20 protein-coding genes are annotated in these 22,330 nt (G+C 70.2%); 9 read left to right on the top strand and 11 right to left on the bottom strand.

The window, feature by feature from the left end:
- Positions 1-2: 2 nt before the first annotated feature.
- From ACSMXV_RS37435 to ACSMXV_RS37415, 5 genes are read right to left on the bottom strand one after another with little or no spacing between them, the layout of a single operon-like run.
- Positions 3-1,151, bottom strand: coding sequence for a thiolase family protein (locus ACSMXV_RS37435; RefSeq protein ID WP_473175534.1), 1,149 nt, complete (start codon positions 1,149-1,151; stop codon positions 3-5).
- Positions 1,148-1,609 carry a Zn-ribbon domain-containing OB-fold protein gene (locus ACSMXV_RS37430; protein ID WP_473175533.1) on the bottom strand — a complete coding sequence of 154 codons (462 nt, stop codon included), beginning with the start codon at positions 1,607-1,609 and terminating at the stop codon, positions 1,148-1,150. Before ACSMXV_RS37430 ends, ACSMXV_RS37435 begins: the two co-directional genes overlap by 4 nt.
- 1 nt (position 1,610) lies before the next feature.
- Positions 1,611-2,522 (bottom strand): SDR family oxidoreductase, encoded by a 912-nt coding sequence (locus ACSMXV_RS37425; protein ID WP_181865157.1) that lies wholly within the window; start codon positions 2,520-2,522, stop codon positions 1,611-1,613.
- A 2-nt stretch (positions 2,523-2,524) separates the two neighbouring features.
- Positions 2,525-3,256, bottom strand: coding sequence for a hypothetical protein (locus ACSMXV_RS37420; protein ID WP_473175532.1), 732 nt, complete (start codon positions 3,254-3,256; stop codon positions 2,525-2,527).
- Entirely contained in the window at positions 3,256-4,578 is a 1,323-nt protein-coding gene (locus ACSMXV_RS37415; RefSeq protein WP_473175531.1) for a phenylacetate--CoA ligase family protein, read from the bottom strand. Before ACSMXV_RS37415 ends, ACSMXV_RS37420 begins: the two co-directional genes overlap by 1 nt.
- 146 nt (positions 4,579-4,724) lie before the next feature.
- Here ACSMXV_RS37415 and ACSMXV_RS37410 point away from each other — a divergent pair, with 146 nt between their 5' ends.
- From ACSMXV_RS37410 to ACSMXV_RS37385, 6 genes are all read left to right on the top strand, one after another.
- On the top strand, positions 4,725-5,504 hold the full coding sequence (locus tag ACSMXV_RS37410; protein ID WP_473175530.1) for an electron transfer flavoprotein subunit beta/FixA family protein: 780 nt from the start codon (positions 4,725-4,727) through the stop codon (positions 5,502-5,504).
- A 56-nt stretch (positions 5,505-5,560) separates the two neighbouring features.
- Positions 5,561-6,523, top strand: coding sequence for an electron transfer flavoprotein subunit alpha/FixB family protein (locus tag ACSMXV_RS37405; protein WP_473175529.1), 963 nt, complete (start codon positions 5,561-5,563; stop codon positions 6,521-6,523).
- Between the two features lie 103 nt (positions 6,524-6,626).
- Positions 6,627-7,706, top strand: a complete 1,080-nt coding sequence (locus tag ACSMXV_RS37400; RefSeq protein ID WP_473175528.1) for an amidohydrolase family protein — start codon at positions 6,627-6,629, stop codon at positions 7,704-7,706.
- A 35-nt stretch (positions 7,707-7,741) separates the two neighbouring features.
- On the top strand, positions 7,742-10,183 hold the full coding sequence (locus ACSMXV_RS37395) for a bifunctional acetate--CoA ligase family protein/GNAT family N-acetyltransferase (RefSeq protein ID WP_473175527.1): 2,442 nt from the start codon (positions 7,742-7,744) through the stop codon (positions 10,181-10,183).
- On the top strand, positions 10,180-11,154 hold the full coding sequence (locus ACSMXV_RS37390) for an LLM class flavin-dependent oxidoreductase (protein ID WP_473175526.1): 975 nt from the start codon (positions 10,180-10,182) through the stop codon (positions 11,152-11,154). Before ACSMXV_RS37395 ends, ACSMXV_RS37390 begins: the two co-directional genes overlap by 4 nt.
- Before the next feature lie 16 nt (positions 11,155-11,170).
- Positions 11,171-11,719, top strand: coding sequence for a PaaI family thioesterase (locus ACSMXV_RS37385; RefSeq protein ID WP_473175525.1), 549 nt, complete (start codon positions 11,171-11,173; stop codon positions 11,717-11,719).
- A gap of 90 nt (positions 11,720-11,809) precedes the next feature.
- Here the strand turns inward: ACSMXV_RS37385 and ACSMXV_RS37380 are convergent, their stop codons facing one another.
- The gene (locus ACSMXV_RS37380) at positions 11,810-12,961 is read right to left on the bottom strand and encodes an acyl-CoA dehydrogenase family protein (RefSeq protein ID WP_473175524.1); all 1,152 of its coding nucleotides are present in this window, start codon (positions 12,959-12,961) and stop codon (positions 11,810-11,812) included.
- A 158-nt stretch (positions 12,962-13,119) separates the two neighbouring features.
- Here ACSMXV_RS37380 and ACSMXV_RS37375 point away from each other — a divergent pair, with 158 nt between their 5' ends.
- Positions 13,120-13,629 (top strand): P-loop nucleotide/nucleoside kinase family protein, encoded by a 510-nt coding sequence (locus ACSMXV_RS37375; RefSeq protein WP_473175523.1) that lies wholly within the window; start codon positions 13,120-13,122, stop codon positions 13,627-13,629.
- A gap of 32 nt (positions 13,630-13,661) precedes the next feature.
- On the opposite strand, the gene ACSMXV_RS37370 is transcribed toward ACSMXV_RS37375, so the two are convergent.
- Positions 13,662-14,654, bottom strand: coding sequence for an Lrp/AsnC family transcriptional regulator (locus ACSMXV_RS37370; protein WP_473175522.1), 993 nt, complete (start codon positions 14,652-14,654; stop codon positions 13,662-13,664).
- Positions 14,655-14,753: 99 nt separating this feature from the next.
- Entirely contained in the window at positions 14,754-16,520 is a 1,767-nt protein-coding gene (locus ACSMXV_RS37365; protein ID WP_473175521.1) for an MFS transporter, read from the bottom strand.
- A 449-nt stretch (positions 16,521-16,969) separates the two neighbouring features.
- On the opposite strand from ACSMXV_RS37365, the gene ACSMXV_RS37360 reads away from it, so the two are divergent.
- Positions 16,970-18,109, top strand: coding sequence for an FAD-dependent monooxygenase (locus tag ACSMXV_RS37360; protein WP_473175520.1), 1,140 nt, complete (start codon positions 16,970-16,972; stop codon positions 18,107-18,109).
- A 328-nt stretch (positions 18,110-18,437) separates the two neighbouring features.
- Positions 18,438-19,349 (top strand): sugar ABC transporter substrate-binding protein, encoded by a 912-nt coding sequence (locus tag ACSMXV_RS37355; RefSeq protein ID WP_473175519.1) that lies wholly within the window; start codon positions 18,438-18,440, stop codon positions 19,347-19,349.
- A gap of 427 nt (positions 19,350-19,776) precedes the next feature.
- Here the strand turns inward: ACSMXV_RS37355 and ACSMXV_RS37350 are convergent, their stop codons facing one another.
- The 3 genes from ACSMXV_RS37350 to ACSMXV_RS37340 form a co-directional block, all read right to left on the bottom strand.
- Positions 19,777-20,307, bottom strand: coding sequence for a flavin reductase family protein (locus ACSMXV_RS37350; RefSeq protein WP_473175518.1), 531 nt, complete (start codon positions 20,305-20,307; stop codon positions 19,777-19,779).
- 98 nt (positions 20,308-20,405) lie between these two features.
- Entirely contained in the window at positions 20,406-21,194 is a 789-nt protein-coding gene (locus ACSMXV_RS37345; protein WP_473175517.1) for a serine aminopeptidase domain-containing protein, read from the bottom strand.
- Positions 21,191-22,330 (bottom strand): LLM class flavin-dependent oxidoreductase, encoded by a 1,140-nt coding sequence (locus tag ACSMXV_RS37340; RefSeq protein WP_473175516.1) that lies wholly within the window; start codon positions 22,328-22,330, stop codon positions 21,191-21,193. The genes ACSMXV_RS37345 and ACSMXV_RS37340 overlap by 4 nt, the downstream gene beginning before the upstream one ends.

Raw genomic sequence — 22,330 nt, 5'->3', positions numbered from 1 at the left:
TCTCAGGTCGAGAGGATCGTCACCGCCGACGCGCCGGGCGCGCCGTACAGGTGGGTGTAGCCGACGCGGGGCGTGCCTGGAATCTGCCGGTCCCCCGCGGTACCCCGCAGTTGGAGCACGATCTCGTGGATCTGGCGCAGTCCGGACGCACCGATGGGCTCGCCGTTGCCGAGCAGACCGCCGTCCGTGTTGACCGGGAGCCTGCCGCCGATCTCGGTGGCGCCCTCGGCGATGAGGCGCTCCTGCTCGCCGTCCTTGCAGAGGCCGTTCTCGGCCATGTGGATGATCTCCGAGCCGGCGTCGGTGTCCTGGAGCTGGGCGACGTCGACGTCCTCCGGGCCGATGCCCGCCAGTTCGTACGCCGCCCGGGAGGCATCCACCGTCGGACTCTCCACGACCTCACCGACCGGGAACGACGGGCTCTGCACCTCGAAGGCGCCGAGCCTGCGGCTGCGCAGGGCGGTGGCCCGGACCCGTACCGGTGTGGAGGTGTACTTGTGGGCCTGGTCGGCGCGGCACAGCACGATGGCCGCGGCGCCCTCGTTCGGGCCGCAGTACATGTACTGGCGCAGCGGGTAGTTGAGGACGGGCGAGGCGAGGACCTCGTCGGCCGACAGCGGGGTGCGGCGCCAGGCCTTGTCGTTGCCGGCGGCGTTGCGGAAGTTCTTCGAGGCCACGCGCGCGAGCGTCTCGTGGGAGATGCCGTGGTCGTGCATATAGCGGTTGATCTTCATGCCGAAGAAGTGGGTGGTGAGGAACATCCCGGTCTGCCCGTACCAGGAGGGGATGCCCGCCACGGACGGATCGGCGGCGAACGCACCGCGCGGGTGCTTGTCCAGGCCGATGGCGATGGTCAGGTCGTGCTCGCCGGTCTCGATGGCCCGGGCGGCCAACGCCACCGCGGTACCGGCCGTGGCGCAGCCGTTGAACACCCCGCGCAGCGGCACTCCGGTGAGGCCGAGGCGCCCGACGATCGCGTCCGGGTTGGCCACCTCGTAGCTGCCGATGTAGCCGCCCTGGATCTGCGGCCAGGTCACGCCCGCGTCGGCGAGCGCCAGCCGTACCGCGTCCGCGCCCATGTCGAGCGCCGGCTTCCCGGGAAACCGGCCGAAGGGGTGGAGCCCCACCCCGATGATGACGGCGTCGGTCACTGTTCCTCCTCCTCAGCCGGGGCGAACTCTTCGACCGGGGCGAACGCGAACGTCATGACCTCGGTGCCGTCGGCCCCCACGGTGTAGGGCACGAGCGTCAGCCGCATGTCCTGCCCGATCCTCAGCTTCTCCGGCTCTGCTTCGGTGAGGCGGCCCTCGACCAACAGCTCACCGGGGAGCTCGACGTATCCGACCGCGTACGGTTCGAAGGCCTCGGGGCCGTCGTACGGCGGGGACGGCGGGCGGAAGTTCTGGGTCGTGTACGTCCACAGCGTCCCGCGGTCCGACAGCAGCCGCTCCTTCGACTCCTCGCCGCCGCACCGCAGACAGTGCGTAGCCGCGGGGAAGCTCACCTCACCGCACGCCGTGCACTCGGAACCGATGAGCCGGGGCGCTGCGGATGCGGAGGACGGCCAGGTGAACAAGCCCTCGGCGACCGGCCGTTGCGTCGTCGTCATCTCACGCCCCGTTCCGGTTGCCCAGGGCGTCGGCGTTCGGAGCCGCCTTGGCGACCAGGTTCGGAACGACGGAGGACAGTTCCTCGGGCGTCCACCGGGACTCCGTGGACGCGCCGGGGCCGTTGACCCAGCCCTCCAGTACCGTGATCCGGTTGCCGACGACGCCGAACACCCGGCCGGTGACCTCGCGCGAGGCGGCCGAGCCCAGCCACACCACGAGCGGCGAGATGGCCTCCGGGGTCAGGTCCTGGCTCTCGGCGGCCCGCTTCATCATCTCGATGTCCTCGGTCAGCCGGGTGAGCGCGGTCGGCGCGATGGCGTTCACCGTCACGCCGTAGCGAGCGAGTTCGGCTGCGGCGATGATGGTGAGGCTCGCGATTCCTGCCTTGGCCGAGCCGTAGTTCGACTGTCCGGGGTTGCCGAAGATGCCGGACGGGGAGGTCGTGTTGATCACCCGGGCGTCGTTGTCGTGACCGTTCTTGGCGCGCTCACGCCAGTACGCGGCCGCGTGGTGCAGGGTGGCGAAGCTGCCCTTGAGGTGGACGGCGAGCACACTGTCCCAGTCCGTCTCGGTCATCGACACGATCATCCGGTCCCGGAGGATGCCCGCGTTGTTGACCAGCACGTCAAGGCCGCCGTAGGTGTCCACTGCCTGCTGGACGAGGTGGCCGGCGCCCTCCCAGGTGGAGATGTCGTCCGTGTTGGCCACCGCCTCGCCACCGGCCGCGACGATCTCGTCCACCACGGCCTGGGCGGGCCCCGCCGAGGCGCCCCCTCCGTCGCGCGAGCCGCCCAGGTCGTTGACCACGACCTTCGCTCCCTGCGCGGCGAACGCCAGGGCGTGTGCCCGGCCGATCCCGTTGCCGGCGCCGGTGACGACCACGACACGGCCGTCGACCACTCCTTGGGACATCCTCAACTCCTTGATGACGACGTTGCGCCGGCCTGGGCGAGCAGTACCCGCGGGTCCTCGCTGCCGCAGGCGCACTTTCCTGTTTCCACCCGGCCCGGAATACCCAGGGGAGTTTCGGCGAGCCGGGACCGGCGGCCCTCGCCCGCCGCGATGACCAGCTCTCCGTCCCGCTCGCCGACCCGCCATTCGGCGGCGTTGACGTGCGCGCCGCACCGCTCGGGGCACTCCAGTGCGAGGGCAGGGCCCACGGCGGACATGAGGCAAGCGGAAACGCCTGCCCCGCGGAGCACCGGTACGGCGGCGGGCCGGGCCAGCACGACCGACGTCGACCGGAACATCTCGCCGATGTCAGCCGAACCGGCGAGTCCCTCCAGGGTCTCCGCGGACAGGCCGATCACCACGTCCGGATCCAGTTCGCGGTGGAAGACCGCGGTGCGGCGGTGGTCCCAGCCCATCGCCTCGGCGATGCCGTACGGCACCCGCAGCGCACGCAGGGCGCCGATCACCGTATGGCCCCAGAACCCCTCGAATCCGGAGGTGGTCAGCAGCGCCCGCTGCCCGGCGGCCAGGCCGTGCCCGCGCAGCCGTTCGGTGACCCATTCCGTGTCGCGGGCGAGTTCCGCCCACGTGAGCTCCATGTCCTTCATGCCGTCGGCGGCGGGGAAGCGCACGAGGTAGGCGAGTTCGGGCCGGTCCAGTTCCCTGGCCCGGGCGAGGGTGTCGGCGCGTGCCATCAGCTCTTCACCACCCGGGGGAACTTGGCGACGCTGGTCATGGTCTTCAACAGGTCCTCCTCGGTCCGCATGTCGAGCACCGGCTTGACCCCGGTCCGCTCGAGCACGGCCTCACTCAACCGCCCTGCCAGGGCGTCGACATCGCCGGTGAGCTCGGGGTCGTAGCCGACACGCAGCCGCAGTTCGTCGACCTCGCGCCGCTCCCGGACGATCTGGAACACGCCCGCGACGGTCTCCGGCTGGTCCTCCACCGCCTGCCAGATGTCCCGCAGGACCACGGAGCGCCCCTGGACCAGCGTCTCGTCGCCGCGCCGTCCGGCCACCCACATACGGGCGTGGGTGCGCCCGCAGCCGCAGCGGCCGCGCGAGAGACGGACGAGGTCCTCGCTGCGGTAGCGGATCAGCGGTGCGGCCCGGTTGTCCAGGTCGGTGGCGACCAGTTCACCGAGGTCACTCTCGGGGACGTCGCGCCATCCGTGCTCCTCGATCTCGATGCACTCCGCGAAGACGGTGTCCTCCCAGAGGTGGAAGCCGTCGTGCTCCCGGCACTCCCAGGCGGTGCCGGTGTCGGCCGCGCTGGTGTACTCGTAGACGTCGATGCCCCAGTCGTCGCGGATCCGCTCGCGCATCTTCCGGCTGAGGGGCTGCCCGGCGCACGAGGCGCCCTTGAGCGAGGAGAACGCCTCCCTCAGATCCACCTTCTCGGCCAGGTGCTCCAGCTCGACCATCTGCGGATACATCATCTGCAGGTAGGCCGGTCGGTAGGTGCGGAGGGCCTCGACGACCTCGTGCATCTTCCCGATCCAGGTGTCCACCTCGATGACCACCGCGCCCAGCGCCTGATAGCCGGGGTCCATGAGGTTGCGGAAGGTGCCGGGCGGGCTCAGCACCCGGTCCCCCGGCCTGAGGCCGAGCTCCCACAGATCACGCACCTGTGCGGTGACCAGGGGCGGCGCGTCCGCCCAGATCTCGGCGAAGAACTCCGGGTCGCCGGTGGTGCCCGAACTGGAGGAGACCGAGGTCAGCTCTTCGGTCGGGACGCAGAGCAGACCGCCGAAGGGGTCGCCGGTGCGGGCCCGGTAGGCGCGCACCATGTCCTTGGTGATGAAGGGGACGCGCGCCCGGAAGTCCTCAAGGGAGCGGATGTCGCGCGGGTGCACCCCGTGCTCGTCCCAGAGCTCGCGGTAGAAGGCGGAGTTGGCATAGGCGTACTCGACGAGTTCGAGGACCCGTTCCTCCTGCTGCGCCCGCAGCTGTTCGCGGGGCATGGTCTCCACCTGTGGCTCGAAGTACCTGTCACCGGTGTCCCTGTCACCGACCATGGCGCCTCCTTGCGGCCTAAGCTGACCAGATCTTCCAGCTAACAGCTCAATCAGTCAACCAATTCGACGGATTTACGGCAGGGACTCGCGCTCCCTCGATTCATATAGTTAACTATTAACACTCATTCGACCCACGGGAGAGCGCTGTGAAGATCGTTGTCTGCGTGAAGCACGTGCCCGACGCCACGGCGGACCGCACCTTCACCGAGGACGGCGTCACGGACCGCGAATCGGTCGACTCACTGCTGTCCGAACTCGACGAGTACGCGGTCGAGCAGGCCCTGCGGGTCGCCGAGTCGGGCGTCGACGCCGAGATCAGCTACCTCACCATCGGCCCCGACGACGCCAAGGACGCGCTGCGCAAGGCGCTGGCCATGGGAGGCGACTCGGCGGTCCACGTGAGCGACGAGGACATCGAGGGCAGCGACGCGTTCGGTACCTCACTCGTCCTGGCCAGGGCGATCGAGCGGCACGGCTTCGATCTGGTCGTCTGCGGGATGGCTTCGACGGACGGCACGATGGGAGTCGTACCGGCGCTGCTGGCCGAACGGCTCGGCGTCCCGGCCATCACCCACCTCGACGAGCTGGCGCTCGAGGACGGCACGGTGACCGGCCGCCGAGAGGGCGATTCAGCGACAGTGCGGGTGCAGGGCACCCTTCCGGCCGTCGTGTCGGTGACCGACCGTTCCGGCGACGCCCGTTACCCGTCCTTCAAGGGGATCATGGCCGCGAAGAAGAAGCCGCTGGAGACCCTCGACCTCGCGGACCTCGGTATCGCTCCCGAGCAGGTCGGGCGGACCGGCGCGCGGTCGGCGGTGGACACCGCGGCCAAGCGCCCGCCACGCACCAAGGGAGAGCTCGTCACCGACGACGGTGCGGGCGGCGTCGGACTGGCCGCGTTCCTCACCGCCAAGAAGTTCATCTGACCCGGCCCGCCACCAACCCGCCACCAACCCGTCCCCAGCAGGAGGAGTGCATCACCGTGGCCGAGATCCTCGTACTCGTCGACCACACCGACGGCGCCGTGCGCAAACCGACCCTCGAACTGCTCACCCTGGCGCGGCGTCTGGGCGAGCCGTCGGCCGTCTTCCTGGGGCAGGGAGCGGACACCGCAACCGAGCTCCTCGGCCGGTACGGCGCGCACAAGGTGTACGTCGTCGACGCCCCCGAGGTCGAGGACTTCCTCGTCACTCCAGCCGTCGACGCGCTCACCCAGATCGCCGAAAGCACCACCCCGGCGGCGATACTCCTGCCCTCCGGGCCGGACGGCAAGGAGACCGCCGCACGGGTCGCGCTCCGCCTGGACTCGGGGCTGATCACCGACGCCGTCGACGTCACCGCCGGCGAGGGCGGTCCGGTCACCGAGCAGTCCGTGTTCGCGGCGACCTACCAGGTGACGGCACATGTCACCCAGGGCGTACCGGTCATCACGGTCAAGCGCAACGCCACCGCCCCCGAACCCGCCCCCGTCACACCCACCGTCGAGAAGTGGGACGTCACCTTCGGCCCGGCCTCCGGCGCCGTCAAGGTCCTTTCCCGGTCGCCACGGGAGCGCGGCGACCGTCCCGAGCTGACCGAGGCCGACATCGTGGTCTCCGGCGGCCGCGGCGTGAACGGCGCCGAGAACTTCGCCGTCATCGAGCGCGTCGCCGACGCACTGGGCGCGGCCGTCGGGGCCTCCCGCGCCGCCGTGGACGCGGGCTGGTACCCGCACAGCCACCAGGTCGGCCAGACAGGCACCCAGGTCTCCCCGCAGCTCTACCTCGCCGCCGGCATCTCCGGCGCGATCCAGCATCGCGCGGGCATGCAGACCTCCAAGACCATCGTCGCGGTCAACAAGGACGAGGACGCACCCATCTTCGACCTCGCCGACTACGGCGTCGTGGGCGATCTCTTCAAGGTGCTCCCGCAACTGGTGGAGGAGATCGAGCGGCGCCGCGGCTGATCTCCGTCCTCCGCAGCCGATCTCCGCCCTCCTGGCCTTCCACAAGGTCGCCGATACACTTAAAATCGCTAACTGATTGCGTCCATTCGTCCGAAGGAGCGCCATGACGAAGATCTGGGTCAACTCGGGGGACTCCCACGTACTGGAACCGGACGACCTCTGGACCGAGGCCCTGCCGCCCCGCCTCGCCGACCGGGCGCCGCGCAGTGAGCGCGGCGACAAGTACGAGGTGCTCTACATCGACGGCGAGCGCATCGACCGCCAGCTCAACGACTTCATGGACGCCATGCGACCGCCGGGCGCCCGGGACCTCGATGTGCGGCTGAAGGACCTGGACCAGGAGGGTGTCTGGGGCCAACTGGCCTTCCCCTCCATGGGGTTCTGGCTGGTGTCGATCACCGAACGGGAGCTCGCCCGAGAGACCGTACGGGCCTGGAACGACTGGGCGCACAGCGAGATCCTCGGCAAGAACAAGCGCGTCATCACCCCCGCCTGCGTCTCGACGGCGAACATCGAGGACGCGGTCGCCGAGGTCGAGCGCGTGGCGGAGATGGGCTTCCAGTCGGTCTTCCTGCCGTGCGCCACCCGGCCGGGCGAGGAGTACGCGCTCGACCGCTGGGAGCCGCTGTGGACCGCGGCCGAGCGGGCCGGTCTGGTGCTCGGCTTCCACATCGGCACGGGCGGCGAGAACGTCGTCTTCCGGGGGCCCGGCGGCGCGGTCGTCAACTACATGGAGACGACCTATCCGGGCATGCGCGTCGTGTCCCACATGGTCGCGGGCGGTGCCCTGGACCGCCACCCCGACCTGCGCATCCTCATCGCCGAGGGCGGCGCGGGCTGGGTGCCGGCCATCGGCGACCGGATGGACGAGGCCTACCGCCAGCACGGCATGTTCGTCCGGCCGAAGCTGAGCCGGCTGCCCAGCGAGATCATCAGGCAGCAGGTGTACGCCTCGTTCCAACACGACAAGAGCTCCGTGGAGATCGTCGAGGCGACGGGCTACCGCAACGTGATGTGGGGCGACGACTACCCCCATCTGGAGGGCACGTACGGCCACACGCAGTCCACGCTCCACGACCTGTTCGACGGCGTGTCCGACGACATCCGCGAGCGCGTCACGCGCGGCACCTTCAACGAGCTCTTCCGCCTGCCGGAGCAGACTCCCCAGGAGGCGGCCGTCTGAGCGGCGTCGACGACGCCGGGGCGCCGCACGAACCCGTGACCACTCCCCCGTATCCCGAGGACCTCGAACAGCCCGGACTCGTCAGGACCGGGCGGTCGACCTTCGTCCGGCCCATCCGGCCGGAGGACGCCGACCGCCTGGTCGCCTTCGTCGGCGGCTTGTCGCGGGCGACACTGGCCTACCGCTCGCTCGGTCCGGTCGTACGCGTCCGCGACGACGTGATCCGGCGCGGCGCGCACGTGGACTACCTCAACGAGCTGGCGCTCGTCGCCCTGGCAGGCGACGAGATCGCGGGCCTGGTGCGCTACGTCCGCAACCCCGAGGAACCCGACCACGCCGAGGTCACGTTCACCATCCGGGACGACCACCAGAGCGAGGGGTTCGGCAGGCTGCTCCTGGAGCACATCGCCGCTGCCGCCCGCGACCGGGGCATCCGGGTCCTCGAGGCCGACGTCCTCGCGGACAACACCCGCATGATCAACGTGTTCCTCAGCTCCGGCTACCGGGTCGAGACCGGGCCGCCGGGCCAGATAGTCCACTTCGAGATCGCCATCGACCCGCAGGCCCAGGCCCTGGCCCGGGCCGAGCGGCGCGAGCACACGGCCGTACGGCGCTCCCTGCGACCGCTGCTCGAACCGCGGTCGGTCGCGGTGATCGGCGCCAACCGGAGCCCGCTGACGATCGGTCACGAGATCGTGGCCAACCTGCTGCGCGGTGGTTTCCGCGGCAGTGTGTACCCGGTCAATCCGGGGGCCGAGCAGATCGCCGGAGCGCAGGCGTACGCAAGCGTCCGGGATCTCCCCGAGCCACCGGACCTGGCGCTGGTGGCGGTGCGGGCCGAGGCCGTACCCGACGTCGTACGGGAGTGTGCGGAGGCCGGCGTCAAGGCGGTGGTCGTCGTCTCCACCGGCTTCGGCGAGACCGGTGCGGCCGGGCGGGAGACCGAGCTTGAGCTGGCTCGCTTCGCCCGTGCCTCCGGGATGCGGCTGGTGGGCCCGAACTGCATGGGCGTGGTCAACACGACGCCCACGGCGCGGCTCGCCGCGACCTTCTCGCCCGCCCTGCCGACGCCCGGCCGGGTGGCGATGTCCAGCCAGTCCGGGCCGCTGGGCCTCGCGGTGCTCGACTTCGCCCGGCGGCTCCGTCTCGGCTTCTCCGGCTTCGTGTCGGTGGGCCACGCCGTGGACGTGTCGACCAACGATCTGCTCCAGTGGTGGGAGGAGGACCCCGAGACCTCGGTGGTCCTGCTGCACGTCGAGCACTTCGGCAATCCGCGCCGGTTCGCACGCATCGCCCGCCGCGTCGCGCCGCGCAAGCCGATCATCGCGGTCCACCCGGGAGACGGCAGGCACCCCGGACACGGGGACGCGGCGGTCAGTTCGCTCTTCGCCCAGTCCGGTGTGATCCGTACGCGCAGCCTCCAGGAGCTGTTCGACGTCGCGTTGCTGCTCGCCCACCAGCCTCCCCCGCCCGGCAACCGGGTCGCAGTGATCACCAACGCGGGCGGGCCCGCTGCCCTGACCGTGGGAGCATGCGCGGCAAGCGGCCTGTGCGTACCGGCACTTGGTGAACATACCCGGCAGAGGCTCCGTTCGGCGCTCACGCCCCGGGCGGACGTCGCCAACCCGATCGACCTCACCCCCACGGCCACCGCCGCGCACTACCGGCAGGCGCTGGACGCGGTACTGGCCGACGACGACATCGACGCCGCCATCGTCCTCTTCATGCCCCCGCTGGCCGACAAGCCCGACGAGGTGGCGTCGGCGATCCTCGACGCGGCCGCAGCCGCACCCTCGAAGCCGGTCGTGGCCAGCTTCCTGGGCGGCGCGGGCGTCGCCGATCTTCTGCACCGGGGCGAACTGGTCGTACCGACGTATGCGTTCCCGGAGTCGGCGGCGGCCTCGCTCGGACACGCGGCGGCCTACCAGGCATGGCGGAGCACCCCGGCGGGTGTCGTACCGGATCTCGCGGGGGTCGACGTCGAGCGGGCCCGGTCGCTGGTCGCCGGGTGCGCTCCCGGACCCGTCCCCACGCAGATCGCGGCCGAGTTGCTGGACTCGTACGGAATCGCCATGGGGGATACCGAGCCGGGCTCCGGCGGCCCGGACGCGTTCCTCTCCGTCAGCGCCGACCCGGTCTTCGGCCCGGTGGTCGCGTTCGGCCTCACCGGGGACTACGCCGACCTCATGGCGGATGTCGCATACCGCGTCACCCCTCTGAGCGACCGCGACGCCCGGGAGATGGTCCGCTCGCTGCGGGCGGCCCCGCTGCTGGACGGCCGGATAGGCGGCCCAGGTGTGGATCTGGCGGCACTGGAGGAGACAGTCCTGCGGCTCTCGGCGATGGTCGAGGACCTCCCCGAGATCGAGTCGTTGGAGCTGCGTCCGGTGCGGCTGCTGCCGCCCGGGCAAGGGGTCGCCGTCTCTCGCGCGACGATCCGGCTGGCGGACAACACAACTGGAGGTGGCCCCTCGTGAAGGTCGGCATCTACTTCGACATGCGCAATCCTCCGCCGTGGCGGCAGAGTTGGTCCCGGGTGTACGGGTTCGCTCTGGAGATGTGCGAGGAGGCGGACCGGCTGGGCCTCGACTCCGTCTGGTTCTCCGAACACCACGGCTTCGAGGACGGATATCTCCCGCAGCCGCTCACCATGGCCGCAGCGGCCGCCGCCCGCACCCGCCGGGTGCGCCTGGGCACCGCGGTCATCCCTGCACCGCTGCACGCGGCCCCCGAGATCGCCGAACAGGCCGCGATCGTGGACATCATCAGCGACGGCCGCCTGGACCTCGGACTCGGCACCGGCTATCGCGTGCCCGAGTACGGGCTGTACGGAGCCGATCTCGGCAAGCGCTACTCCACGACCGACCAGCGTGTACGGGAGATCCGCGGCCTGTGGGCCGAGTCCACGGTCACCCCCGGCCCGGTCCAGGATCCGCTGCCGATCTGGCTCGGCTACCAGGGCCCGCAGGGCGCCCGGCGCGCCGGCCGCCTGGGCACCGGGCTGCTGTCGCTCAACCCCGCTCTGCTGACGCCGTACCGGGACGGCCTCGCGGAGAGCGGGTACGACGTGTCGGCGGCCCGGATGCAGGGCTCGTTCACCACGTTCGTCACCGAGGACCCCGACGGCGACTGGCCGGTGGTCCGCAAGCACCTGGCGTACCAGTGGGACAGCTACCGCCGGTACATGGTGGAGGGGACGGATCAGCCAGTCCCCCGTCCCATCGACCCCGAGAAGTGGCGGGAGACGGGGCTGCACGCGACCGGCGTGGGGCAGTTCCTCTACGGCACACCGCAGGAGACCGCCGACGCCATCAAGGCGTACGTGGCAGGGTTGCCGGTCGAAGGGGTGTTCCTGTGGGCCTCGCTGGCCGGGATGCCCGAGGACATGGTCGCCCGCCAGGTCCAGCTCATCGCCGGGAAGCTGCGTCCGCTGCTTGCCGATGCCTGACACGAGGAGTTCCACCATGTCGACGAGAGCCGGTTCCTTCTCCGGTGAGACCGGAGCCACGACGTCGGCCGCGCACTGGGCCGGGGCGGACTTCCAGGAGCCGCCCCGCACCCCCGGCGGGGTGGCCCTGTGCGGTGCCTGCCACGTCGCCGGTTCATGCCGTCTGGGTCTGGAGCGCGAACGGCTCGACGAGGACGGCGTGGCGTGGTTCGAGCTCGCCTGCCCGCGTGACCAGGAGGGCGGACCCAATGTCGCGCACGGCGGCTGGACTGCGGCCGTGCTGGACGACTGCCTCGGCCATCTCCCGCTGCTCCACAAGGTGTTGAGCGTGACGGCTGAACTGACCGTGAGCTTTGTGAAACCGGTGCCGGTGGAACGGCCGCTGGAGGTCAGGGCCTGGGTCGAGCGGCGGGAGGGCTCCCGCTGGTACATCGCGGGCGAGATGGTGCTGCTCCCGGGCCGGGCCGTGCTGGCCCGGGCTTCCGGGATCTGGGTGACCCGGGACCGGGGCCATTTCGGGCGCCACGAGGAGTGGCTGGCAGGCCAGGACGCCGACGGCCGGTAGGTGTCAGTCGGACGGTCGGTAGGTGTCAGTCGGACGGTCGGTAGGTGTCAGTCGGACGGTCGGTGGGTGTCAGTTGGGCGGTCGGTGGTGTCAGTAGGACCGCAGCCCCATGCTGCGGGCGATGCCGTTGCGCTGGATCTGGCTGGTCCCCCCGGAAATGGTGGCCACGATCGACTCCCGGTACCGGAAGCTCATCACGCTCTCCGTCGAGAAGCCGTGCCCTGCGCAGACCTGCATTCCGAGACGGGCGGCCGCCACATACGTCTCCGAACCCTTCAGCTTCGCCATCGACCCCTCCCGCGTGCACGGCTTGCCCTGCGCGAGCAGCCAGGCGGCGCGGTACGCGAGCAGCCGGGCCGAGTCGATCTCGGTCTGCAGATCGGCCATGGCGTGGGCGAGCGCCTGGAAGTTCCCGATCGGACGGCCGAAGGCGTGCCGGGTGCGCGCATACTCCAGCATCTCGTCCAGAGTTGCCTGGGCGGCGCCCAGATAGCCGCCGGTGATGATCACCTTCTCCAGCTCGATGTTGGAGAGCATGACCTTCCAGCCCTCGTCGCGCGGACCGACGAGGTTCTCCTTCGGCACCAGCGCGTCGTTGAAGAAGACCTCGTTGGTGCCCAGGATGTGCCGGGCCAGCGTCGGGGTCCGGCGCACCTCGACACCGTCCGTCGAGGGGTCGACGAGCAGCAGGCTGATACCGCCGTGCTTGGGCTCGCGGGGTCCCGTACGCACGTACGTCGCGATGGTGGTGTCGGGCAGCCCGCCGCCCGTGCACCACGCCTTCTGGCCGCGTACGAGGAAGTGGTCGCCGTGGTCCTCGGCGCTGGTGCGCAGCGCCGCGGCGTCGGACCCGCTGTCCGGCTCGCTGAGGCCGACGGCGAGGCGGTGGCGTCCGGTCATGACCTGCTCGCGGATGAACTCGCGCTGCGCCTCGCTGCCCCACCGGAACACGGTGATCCCGGGGATGAGCACCCCGATGTAGCACATGGCGACGTCGAAGCTGGCACGCCCGAGCTCCTCGGCGATCAGGATGAGCTCGAGCGGCCCACCGCCGTCGCCGCCCTCCTCTTCGCTGAACGGAAGCGAGAACCAGCCGAGCTCGGCTATGCCCCGGAACAGCTCCGGCGGTACGACACCCTCCTCGTCCCACTGCTTCGCCTTCTCGGCCGGGCACACGTCGGCGACGAACTGCCGTGCCGTCGCGCGCAACATGTCCTGCTCGTCGGTCAGTCCGAAGTCCACGGCCACTCCTCGCGCACGCGCCGATTCATCTACCTAATTATTCTATGTTAGCGGATAATGAATCGGGGAGCCCTTCCCACGCGCGAGACGGACGGCCCGGCGGGACGGTCGGCGCCTCCCGGATCGGCTGCGCCGACGAGTCACGGCAGGATGACCGCATGCTCATCGTCATCGGCGGCCTGCCCGGCACCGGCAAGACCACCCTCGCACGCCTGCTGGCCGCGCGGCTCGGGGCGGTCCATCTGCGGATCGACACCATCGAGCAGGCGATCGTCCGCTCCGGCCTGGCCCGGCATCCCGTGGGGCCCGCGGGTTACGTCGTCGGATACGCCCTGGCCGAGGAGCATCTGCGGCAGGGCCTGACCGTGATCGCGGAGTCCGTCAATCCCCTTGGCGTCACGCGCGACGCCTGGCGCGACACGGCGGTCAGGGCAGGTGTGCCTGCCGTCGAGGTGGAGGTGGTCTGCTCGGATCGGGCCGAGCACAGGCGCCGCGTGACCTCGCGGTCGGTGGACATCCCGGATCTGCCGCTGCCCGACTGGCAGCAGGTCGCCGACCGTGAGTACGAGCCGTCGGACCGGGACCACATCGTGGTCGACACCGCGGGACAGGGGCCCGAGAAGTCGGTGGCGTCGCTTCTCGCTGCCGTGGTGGACGGGCGCTGCTGAAACTGTGGTCACAGGGCCTGTGCTGCGGTGGATCAGGAGTGGCCGCCGGTATGGGGTCGGGGTTCGTGGGTGAGGGTTTTGACTCGTCGCAGCGTCACGACGGTCTCCGCGGTGTGGACGCCGGTCAGGGCACCGAGCTTTTCGCTCACGAAGGTGTAGAGGTCGTCGGTGGTACGGCAGAGCACCGAGATGACCAGGTTGGTCCGCCCGGTGACGGCGGCGACGAACCGTACCTCCGGGTGGGCCGCGGCGGCACGTCCGGCCTCGGCCAGGGCGTGGGGAGCGACAGTCAGCCAGCACAGCGCTTCCACTCCCTGCCCGAGGGGCTCGTGGTCGTATTCGACTGCGAGGTACAGCACGCCTGTTGAGCGCAGCCGCTCCAGGCGTCTTTTGACGACGGTCTCGGACAGGCCGGTGGCCGCCTGAAGTTCGGTGAGCGTGGCCCGGCCGTCTCGCCTCAGCACCTCCAGCATGGTGTGGTCGGTGGCGTCGACAGTGACCGGTGCCGTCGTCGGTGCGGGCCTCGGCGTGCGCAGTGCTGCTTCCTCGTCCGGCTCGAGGGCGCTGATCTTGCGCAGCCATCTCAGGGAGTTGCCGTAGTAGGCGTGCAGGATGCAGTGGGCACTGACCGAGGTGACGTGCGGGGTGCGCTGGAGGCGGTCGAGGAGCAGGTCGTCACGTTCCTGCCGGCTGCGCGGCTTGATCGCGCACACGATCTCGGTGCCGCCGGCGGCCAGGTCGACGTAGTGGGTGTCGGACCGCGCGGCGAGGGTGGCGGCCAGTTGGGCTGCTGCGTTGTGGGTGCACCCGAGCCGGACGATCCAGCTGGTGCGGCCCAGCCGGCTGTCGTCGACCATGCCGGTCACGCGCAGGTGTGCGGTGGTGCGCAGTCGCCTGAACCGGCGGGCGACGGTCTGGTCGGAGACTCCCAACACCTGGGCGATCCGGCTGAACGATGCCCGCCCGTCGAGTTCCAGTGCCTGCAGCAGTTTCAGGTCGAGCACGTCGAGAGTCGGGGGCACCACAAGGTTCTCCTGGTTCTCCTGGTTCTCCTGCGTTCTCCTGCATGAGCCGAAGGGGGGGCTCGGCCGTGCCCGTCTGTGTGATGGGACACGGCCGGGCGATCATCGTACGGGCGGCTCAGGCGCTGTACGGGGATGAAGTGGCCGCCGGGCATAGCACTCGGCCGTACGGAAACGGCGGCTGGCTTGCTCGCCGGCTGTACCGTCCCGGCTGCCGCTGCCGTGCGCCGACGCAGCGGTCTGCGGCGCCTGACCGTGCGCCTTGTCGTCCGGAGCAGCCTGCCCGGGCCGAGGCACGGCGGGGCCGGCGGCGACGACCGTGCCGGGGGCCTGGTCCTGCTGTCGGCGTCGGCGTCGCAGGAGGACGACGGCGACCAGGGCGGCGAGTACCAACAAAGCCGCAGAGACGGTCAGGCACAGTCGCAGCCCGTCGAGGAACGCCTCAGACACGGCACCGAGCACCCGGCTGGTGTCCGCTCCGAGATCCAGCCGGCCCACGGCGCCGAGCCCGCTCGCATCCGCGGCCCTGAGAACAGGCTGGGCCGCCGCGCCTGTCAGGCCCGCGTCGGCGAGGTGGCCGGGCAGCGTGTCCATCGCCTTCGTGGTCAGCAGCGCTCCCAGGACCGCCGGGCCCAGTGCTCCACCGACCTGCCGGAAGGCGTTGTTGCCCGCGGCCGCCATGCCGGCCTGATGTCCCGGCACCGCGGAGACGGCTGTGCTCGTGATGCAGGGGAACGCGATGCCCAACCCCAGACCGAGCAGGGCCAGGCGCCAGGCCAGCGACCAGAAGGAGGTGTCCGTACCGAGCGTCGTCATCATCAGCAGGGCGCCTGCCGTGATCAGCATCCCCGCTGTGATGAGCAGCCGGGCGGACACGTGACGCATCACGCGGCCCATCACCACACCCAAGATCATGGACACGACGTTGACCAGGATCATGCGGAGCCCGGACTGCCAGGTGTCCAACTGCTGCACCAGACCCAAGTACAGGCTCAGGACGAAGAAGAAGCCGATCAGGCCGAGGAAGCTGACCAGGGCGACCAGCGTGGAGGCCGTGAACCCGGGACTGCGGAACAGCGACAGGTCCAGCATCGGGGTGCTGCTGCGCCGCGCCACCACCACGAACACGGCGCCGCTCACGACGGCCACCACCAGAGCGATGACGGTGCGCGGATGCGAGAACGACTCGGCGCCGCCCTCGATCACCCCGTACACCAGGGCCGTGATCGCCACCGCGGCAGTGCACTGCCCCGGCCAGTCCAGCCGACGCTTCCCGGGCGCCCGTGACTCGGCCAGCCGCCGTGCGGCCACCGCCATGGTCACCAGCGACACAGGCACCGGCAGCAGGAAGATCCACCGCCACCCCGCATGCTCGACGACCACGCCGGCGACCAGCGGCCCCACGACCATGGCCGCCATCATGCAGGTCGTCCACCAGCCGATGTACCTGCCGCGCTCACGCGGATCCGGCACCGCCTGGCTGATCAGTGCCAGCGTCACCGGCAGCAGGGCGGCGGCCCCCGCACCGGCGAGTGCCTGACCGGCCCACAGCACCTCGACCGAGCGGGCGCACAGCGACACCGCGGCGCCTGCCGCGCACAGCGCCAGGCCCAACTGATAGACCTTCTTGCGCCCGTGCACGTCACCGAAGACACCCGCGGTGAGGATCAACGCGGCCACCGGCAGCACGAAGGCATCGGACACCCACGACAGCTGCGCGGTCGACGCACCCAGCGTCCGCTGGATCACCGGCAGACTCACCGCCACCGTGGTCACCGGCAGGTAGGCGACGAAGACCCCCGCGCACGCCAGGGCGATGGTGGCTGCCCGCCCGCGCCCGGCCGACGTCTCCTTACTCGAAACGTTCAACGAAATTCTCCTGTGCAGTGCGGCGCACTGCGGTCGATTGCATCGCCCCACTGTGAGCCTCTGAGCGCCTGTGAGCCAGCCAGCAGTCACTGCACCACGGAAATCCGACATCAGCGTCCGGGGAATGCGGGATTTCCGTCGCACACCACACCCGGGCGGGCGCCCGCCGCATATGAAACCGCAGCTCATGTCCTGTATGGCAGGTGACGAAATCCGTCCTTCGAGAGCGCCTGAAATGAAGGAAACGGATCGCCTTAAATGAAGCACGCCCGCATGCAGCCGATTTTTTCGAGAGAGCATTCCAGCCGATTGGGCAAGGCGATGGAGGTGCAAGTTAACTGTGCATTTCCGTCTGCTTCCCACCTGCCGTGCCGGACATTACGTTCGCCCACCATCGGCCTCGTGCACTCCTGCATCGAGGCCCAAGCGGACGAACCTAGGTGGTTGAAATGAGCCGAGGCAGTGTTCTCATCGTCGGCGGCGGGATCGGTGGACTGTCCACCGCCATCGCGCTGCGGAACGTGGGATACGACGTGAACGTGGTGGAGATCCGGGAGGACCTCCACTCGTCCGTGTACGGCGTGGGGATCATCCAGCCGGTCAACGCGCTGCGGGCACTGGATGCGATCGGCTGCGCGGCAGCGTGCCTGGCCGTCGGGTACTCGACCACCGCCTGGGGGCAGATGCTCGACGTGGACGGCAATCTGATCCGCGAGATGCCCGGTGCGCGGATCCCCGGGTCGGAACTGCCGCCCATGAACGGCCTCACCCGGCCGCAGCTGCACAAGATCCTCACCGACAAGGCCCTCGAGGTGGGCGCCACCATTGAGTACGACAAGACGTTCACGAAGCTCGCCGACGGGTCCAAGGGCGTCGAGGTCGTCTACACCGACGGCACGAAGAACACGGTGGACTTCGTCGTCGGCGCCGACGGTGTCTACTCCACCGTTCGCCCCTACGTCCTGAGCGAGGACCTGAAGCCGGTCTACCTCGGCCAGTCGGCGTTCCGGCTCAACATCCCCCGGGAGCCGGAGATCGACCGGATCATCCTGCAGCACGGCCCGGAGGGTATGGCCGGCTTTGTGCCGATCGGCCGCGACCTGGCCTACCTCTTCTACAACACCTCGTGGGAGGAGGGCCGTTGGCTGGACCAGGCCAAGATGGCCGACGAACTCAGGGAGCGCCTCGCCCCGTTCGGGGGCCTGACCGGGCGGGTCCGCGACAAGTACGTCAACGACCCCTCCCAGATCGTGTTCCGCCCCGAGGAGTGGCTGATCGCGCCGGCACCGTGGCACAACGACCGGATCGTGCTGATAGGCGACGCCGTCCACGCCGTCACCCCGCACCTGGGTCAGGGAGCCGCCCAGGCGATCGAGGACGGAGTCGTCCTGGCTGAATGCCTGTCCTCCCACAACAGCCACGAGGAGGCGTTCGCCGCGTACAGCGAGCGCCGTTACGAGCGTTGCAAGCTCATCGTGGAGTCCTCGGTCGCGATCGGCGAGTACGAGATGGACCCGGCCGGGCACCCGGACTTCGACCACGCCGGACTGACCCAGCACGTCCTGGAAACGATGGTCCAGCCGATCTGACCACCTTCCGCCGACCGATCTCTGCCCAGCTGCCGTCACGGTGCACGCACCGGGCGGGCGAGGCAGAGCGGTCAGCCTGTGCATCTCCCGTGGCCCGCGTTGGCGCTCGCGCTCGCCGAGGTGGGGCCTTCAAGACTGCTCACCCGGCGGGGCGCGCCTCGGCGACCGGCTGACGCAAGCCACTGAATCTTCAGCGGTCCACCACTTCTCGAAAGGCCGGGCCGCCGGCGCCTCTGTCCCCGGCGGCCCGGCCGCCATCCCATCTGCAACCAGAAGGCGGTTCACCATGAGATATCCCGCCCGTTTTTCCCGAACGCTGGCCTCGACCGTGGCCGTCGGCACCGCCGTGCTGCTGAGCGGCTGCGGCACCGGCTCCGCCGGCGGCAGCGACGACTCCGTCACCATCGGGTTCGTCAACGGCGACACCAGCGAGTTCGCAACCTGCCTGCAGAAGGCCGTCGAGCAGGAGGCCACGGCACAAGGAGTCACACTCAACGTCGCGAATTCCAAGATGGACCCCGGCAACGAGCTGTCCAACATCGAGGACATGATCTCGCGCAACGTCGACGCGCTGGTTCTGCAGACCGTCAACGTCGACGCGCTCGAGGGCGGCATTGCCAAGGCCAAGGCCGCGAAGGTACCGATCTTCCTGACCTCGGTCGCCACCGGCAACGTCTCCGACGTTCTTGGCGCGGCCGTCGTCGACCTGAAGAAGCTCGGCGCTCTGGACGCCGGCTGGGTTGCCGAGGACGCCGGCGGCAGGCAGGTGAAGGTGGGCATCGTCGCGGGCTCCCCCGGCGCCGCCTCCGACCTGATGGTCTCCGGCTTCACCGAGGCCCTGCCCGGTAACGCGAAGGTGGTGGCGAACCAGCCCGGGATGTTCAACCCCGTCAAGGCCCAGGACGTCGCCGAGAACATGATCCAGGGCCACCCCGACCTGGACTACGTCTTCGTCGCCAACGAGGAGATGGCCTTCGCTGTGCGCAAGGTCTTCGATGCGGCCGGCGCCGAGGACGTCGAGATCGTGACTGAGAACGGAACCGACAAGGGGATCGCCGCCATCAAGGACGGCCGGTTCGCCGCCACCGTCGCCAACTCCCCGAAGGTGATCGGCGAGACAGCGGTGCAGAACACCGTCGCCCTGCTCGACGGCAAGAAGGCCGACAAGATCGCCAAGATCCCTCTCACCTTGATCACCAAGGACAACGTCGACGAGGCCCCCCAGTACTGCCCGGCGTAGCGTCCGCTGACCGGTATCCGAGGCGCATGTCGCCTCGCCACTGCGGCTGACGATCCTGCCTTCCACTGCGAACTGGGGACGATATAGGGGCGACGAGCGGGCGGTCCTGCTCAGCGCCTGCGGAAGTACCGCCTGCGGTCACGCTGTACTGCGATCCCAGTACCCCGGCTGTCTGCAGGCGAACGACGACGCGTGGGGCGCTGACCGGGGAACGTGGTGCACGTCGGCGCCGGCACGGCCTGGCATCCACCGCCCCTGCGACGGGTCCTGCGTGCCCGGCGCCGAGTCCCACGAGCAAGCGATCGACGGATCGCACGGGATCCGCGTGTCCCCCCGCGCGCCGCCGGAAGCCGGCCACAAACGTGAACCGCCCTGAGCCTGAGTCTCCCTGGGCCTGAGCTGCCTGGGGCCGAGCGGCGGACAACTGTCACTCCGGCGTCGGCGGCACCAGCCGGGAAACACCGGCGAAAGCGCCCTCATGATGGACCAGCGCCGTGGCGTCGTCACGGACCTCGCCCGATTCGACCTCACCGACGACGAGGAAGTGGTCTCCGATGCGCTGCACCGAGGCGACACGGGCGGTGAGCCAGGCCGGTACGCCGGTCAGTACGGGAAGACCGTCGCTCTCCTCCAGGTAAGGGACGCCCATGAAGCGGTCGATGCCGCTGCGTGCGAACTGCCGTGCCAAGGCCGCGTTGTCCACTCCCAGGATGTGTACGGCGAACCGGTCCGCCCGCTGCACGGCATCCGCGGTCGATGCGGTGACCCCGAGGCAGAAGGAGACGAGGGCGGGTTCCAGGGATACGGAGGTGAAGGACGTGGCGGTGAACCCTGCGGGGCCCGGGACGGTGATCACTGTGACGCCGGATGCGTGACGCCGCAGGGTACGGCGGAGTATCACGTCGACCGGGGGATCCGCGGACAGTTGCGCGGAATGGTCGATGGAGGTGGTGGTCATGCCGCTTCCCTTTCAACTGGGTGTGGGACGGGGCCCGCCCAGGACGGGCGGGCGGGCGACAGTCCGCATGCGTGTGGTGCTTGTTCGCCCGGTGTCGGTCAGCGCTGGTTCAGCGGCTCGATAGTGAGAATCGGGCGCAGTTCCGCATCGGCTCGCAGCCGCTCCAGCCACTGGACGACGGTGGCAGCGGTGGTGCGGTGCGAGGCGTCGTTGAGGACGTCGTGCAGGCCCTCGTGCAGGACACCGAACGTGGCGCTTGGAAGGCGGTGTGCGAGGGTGCGGGCCTGCTCCAGGGGCGTCAGCGGGTCGGCGGCGCCGTGCAGGACCAGGGTGGGGACGTCAGGGAGGGCGTCGGTGAGGAGGCGGTGCGGTACAGGGCCGGTGAGCAGGCCCCGTGCGAAGTCCGGGTCTGCCGTCAGCTTCTGACGGTGGGTCGGGCAGGCCGTGCGTGCGTTGAGCTCGGCATCCCAGTCCGAGGCGGTGTCCGTATCGGCGTCGGCCCAACCGGTACCGGTGGTGGGGGCTGTTCCGGCAAGGACGAGGCCGTGGAGAGTCGGACGGGTCGGCTCGTCGGCCGTCGCGGCGTGGAGGGCCTGGAGGGCGCCGGTGTCGCTGCCGATCAGGACGACGGGGGCGACGGGGTCGGGGCCCACGGCCTGGGTCGTGGCGGTCAGGATGTCGTCGGTGTGGTGCTCGGGCGTGGTGTCGAGGGCGTGGACGACGTATCCGTCGAAGGACAGGCGGCGGCCGAACCGCTCGTAGACGAGGCCGTGTTCACCGCGCCCGGGGACGACGACGAGGGTGCCCCGCGGAGCGATGCCGGCGGGCGGCTGCCAGCTGTGAACGGTGGCGGTACGGGGCGTGGGAGTGGTGGCGAGGTCGGTCATCGGGCACTTCCGGCGGGGGTGAGGGGCGCCGCGGTGGCGGCGCGGTGGGCGAGTTCCTGGCGGACGAGCGGCAGCAGGTGGCGGCCGTAGTCGATGGCGTCGTCGAGCGGGTCGTAGCCGCGTATGAGGATCGTCGTGACACCGATGTCGACGTAGTCGAGCAGTGCCTGGGCGACGGTCTCCGGCGTACCGACGAGGGCGGTGGTGTTGCCGCCGGCGCCGGTCGCGGTGGCGGTGGGTGTCCACAGGCAGCGGTCGTGCACGTCGGCCTTGGCTGCGGCCGCGAGCAGGCGTTGGGATCCGGTGTTCTGGGGAGCAGGGGTGCCGCTGTGGTGGGGGGCCTGGTCGAAGAAGGGGCGACCGGAACCGGACTTGATGGTGTCGAGGATGCGGTGCGCGCGCTCCCAGGCGAGTTCCTCGGTCGGGCCGAGGATGGGGCGGAAGGAGACGCTGATGCCGGGCGGTTCCGTGCGGCCCGCGGCTTCGGCGGCCGCGCGGACGGATGCGATCTGCTCGGCGGTCTCGGCGAGCGGCTCGCCCCACAGCGCGAACGTGTCGGCGTGCTTGCCGCCCACCCGGTACGCGGCCCGCGAGGAGCCGCCGAAGTACAGCGGGATGCCCGAGGGCCGGTACGGCAGCACGCCGGGCGCGTAGTCCTCGAAGCGGTAGTGGCGGCCTTCGTGGCGGAAGGGCTCGGAGGAGGACCATGCGCGCCTCAGGATCCCCAGGTACTCGTCCGTGCGACCGTAGCGCTCGTCCTTGTCCAGGTAGTCGCCGTCCCGGCGCTGTTCGGCGTCGTTGCCGCCGGTGATGGTGTGCACGGCGACGCGGCCCTCGGTGAACTGGTCGAGGGTGGCGAAGCTACGGGCGGCCAGCGTCGGGGCGATGAAACCGGGCCGGTGGGCGATGAGCAGGCCGAGGCGTTCGGTGCGGGCGGCGACGTACGCGGCGACCTGCAAGCCGTCGGGCCGCGTGGAGCTGTAGCCGATCAGGATCCGGTCGAAGCCGGCGTCCTCGTGGGCGCGGGCGAACCGGGTCGTGTACGCCGGGTCGATCGCCGGGCCGGTGGTCGGCCGGGTCTCGGAGGCGTCCTGGGTGCCGATCATGCCGATGAACTCGACGGACGGACTGGTCAT

The organism is Streptomyces sp. DSM 42067 (assembly GCF_055792885.1).
This window is presented reverse-complemented; position numbering and strand designations above follow the sequence as displayed.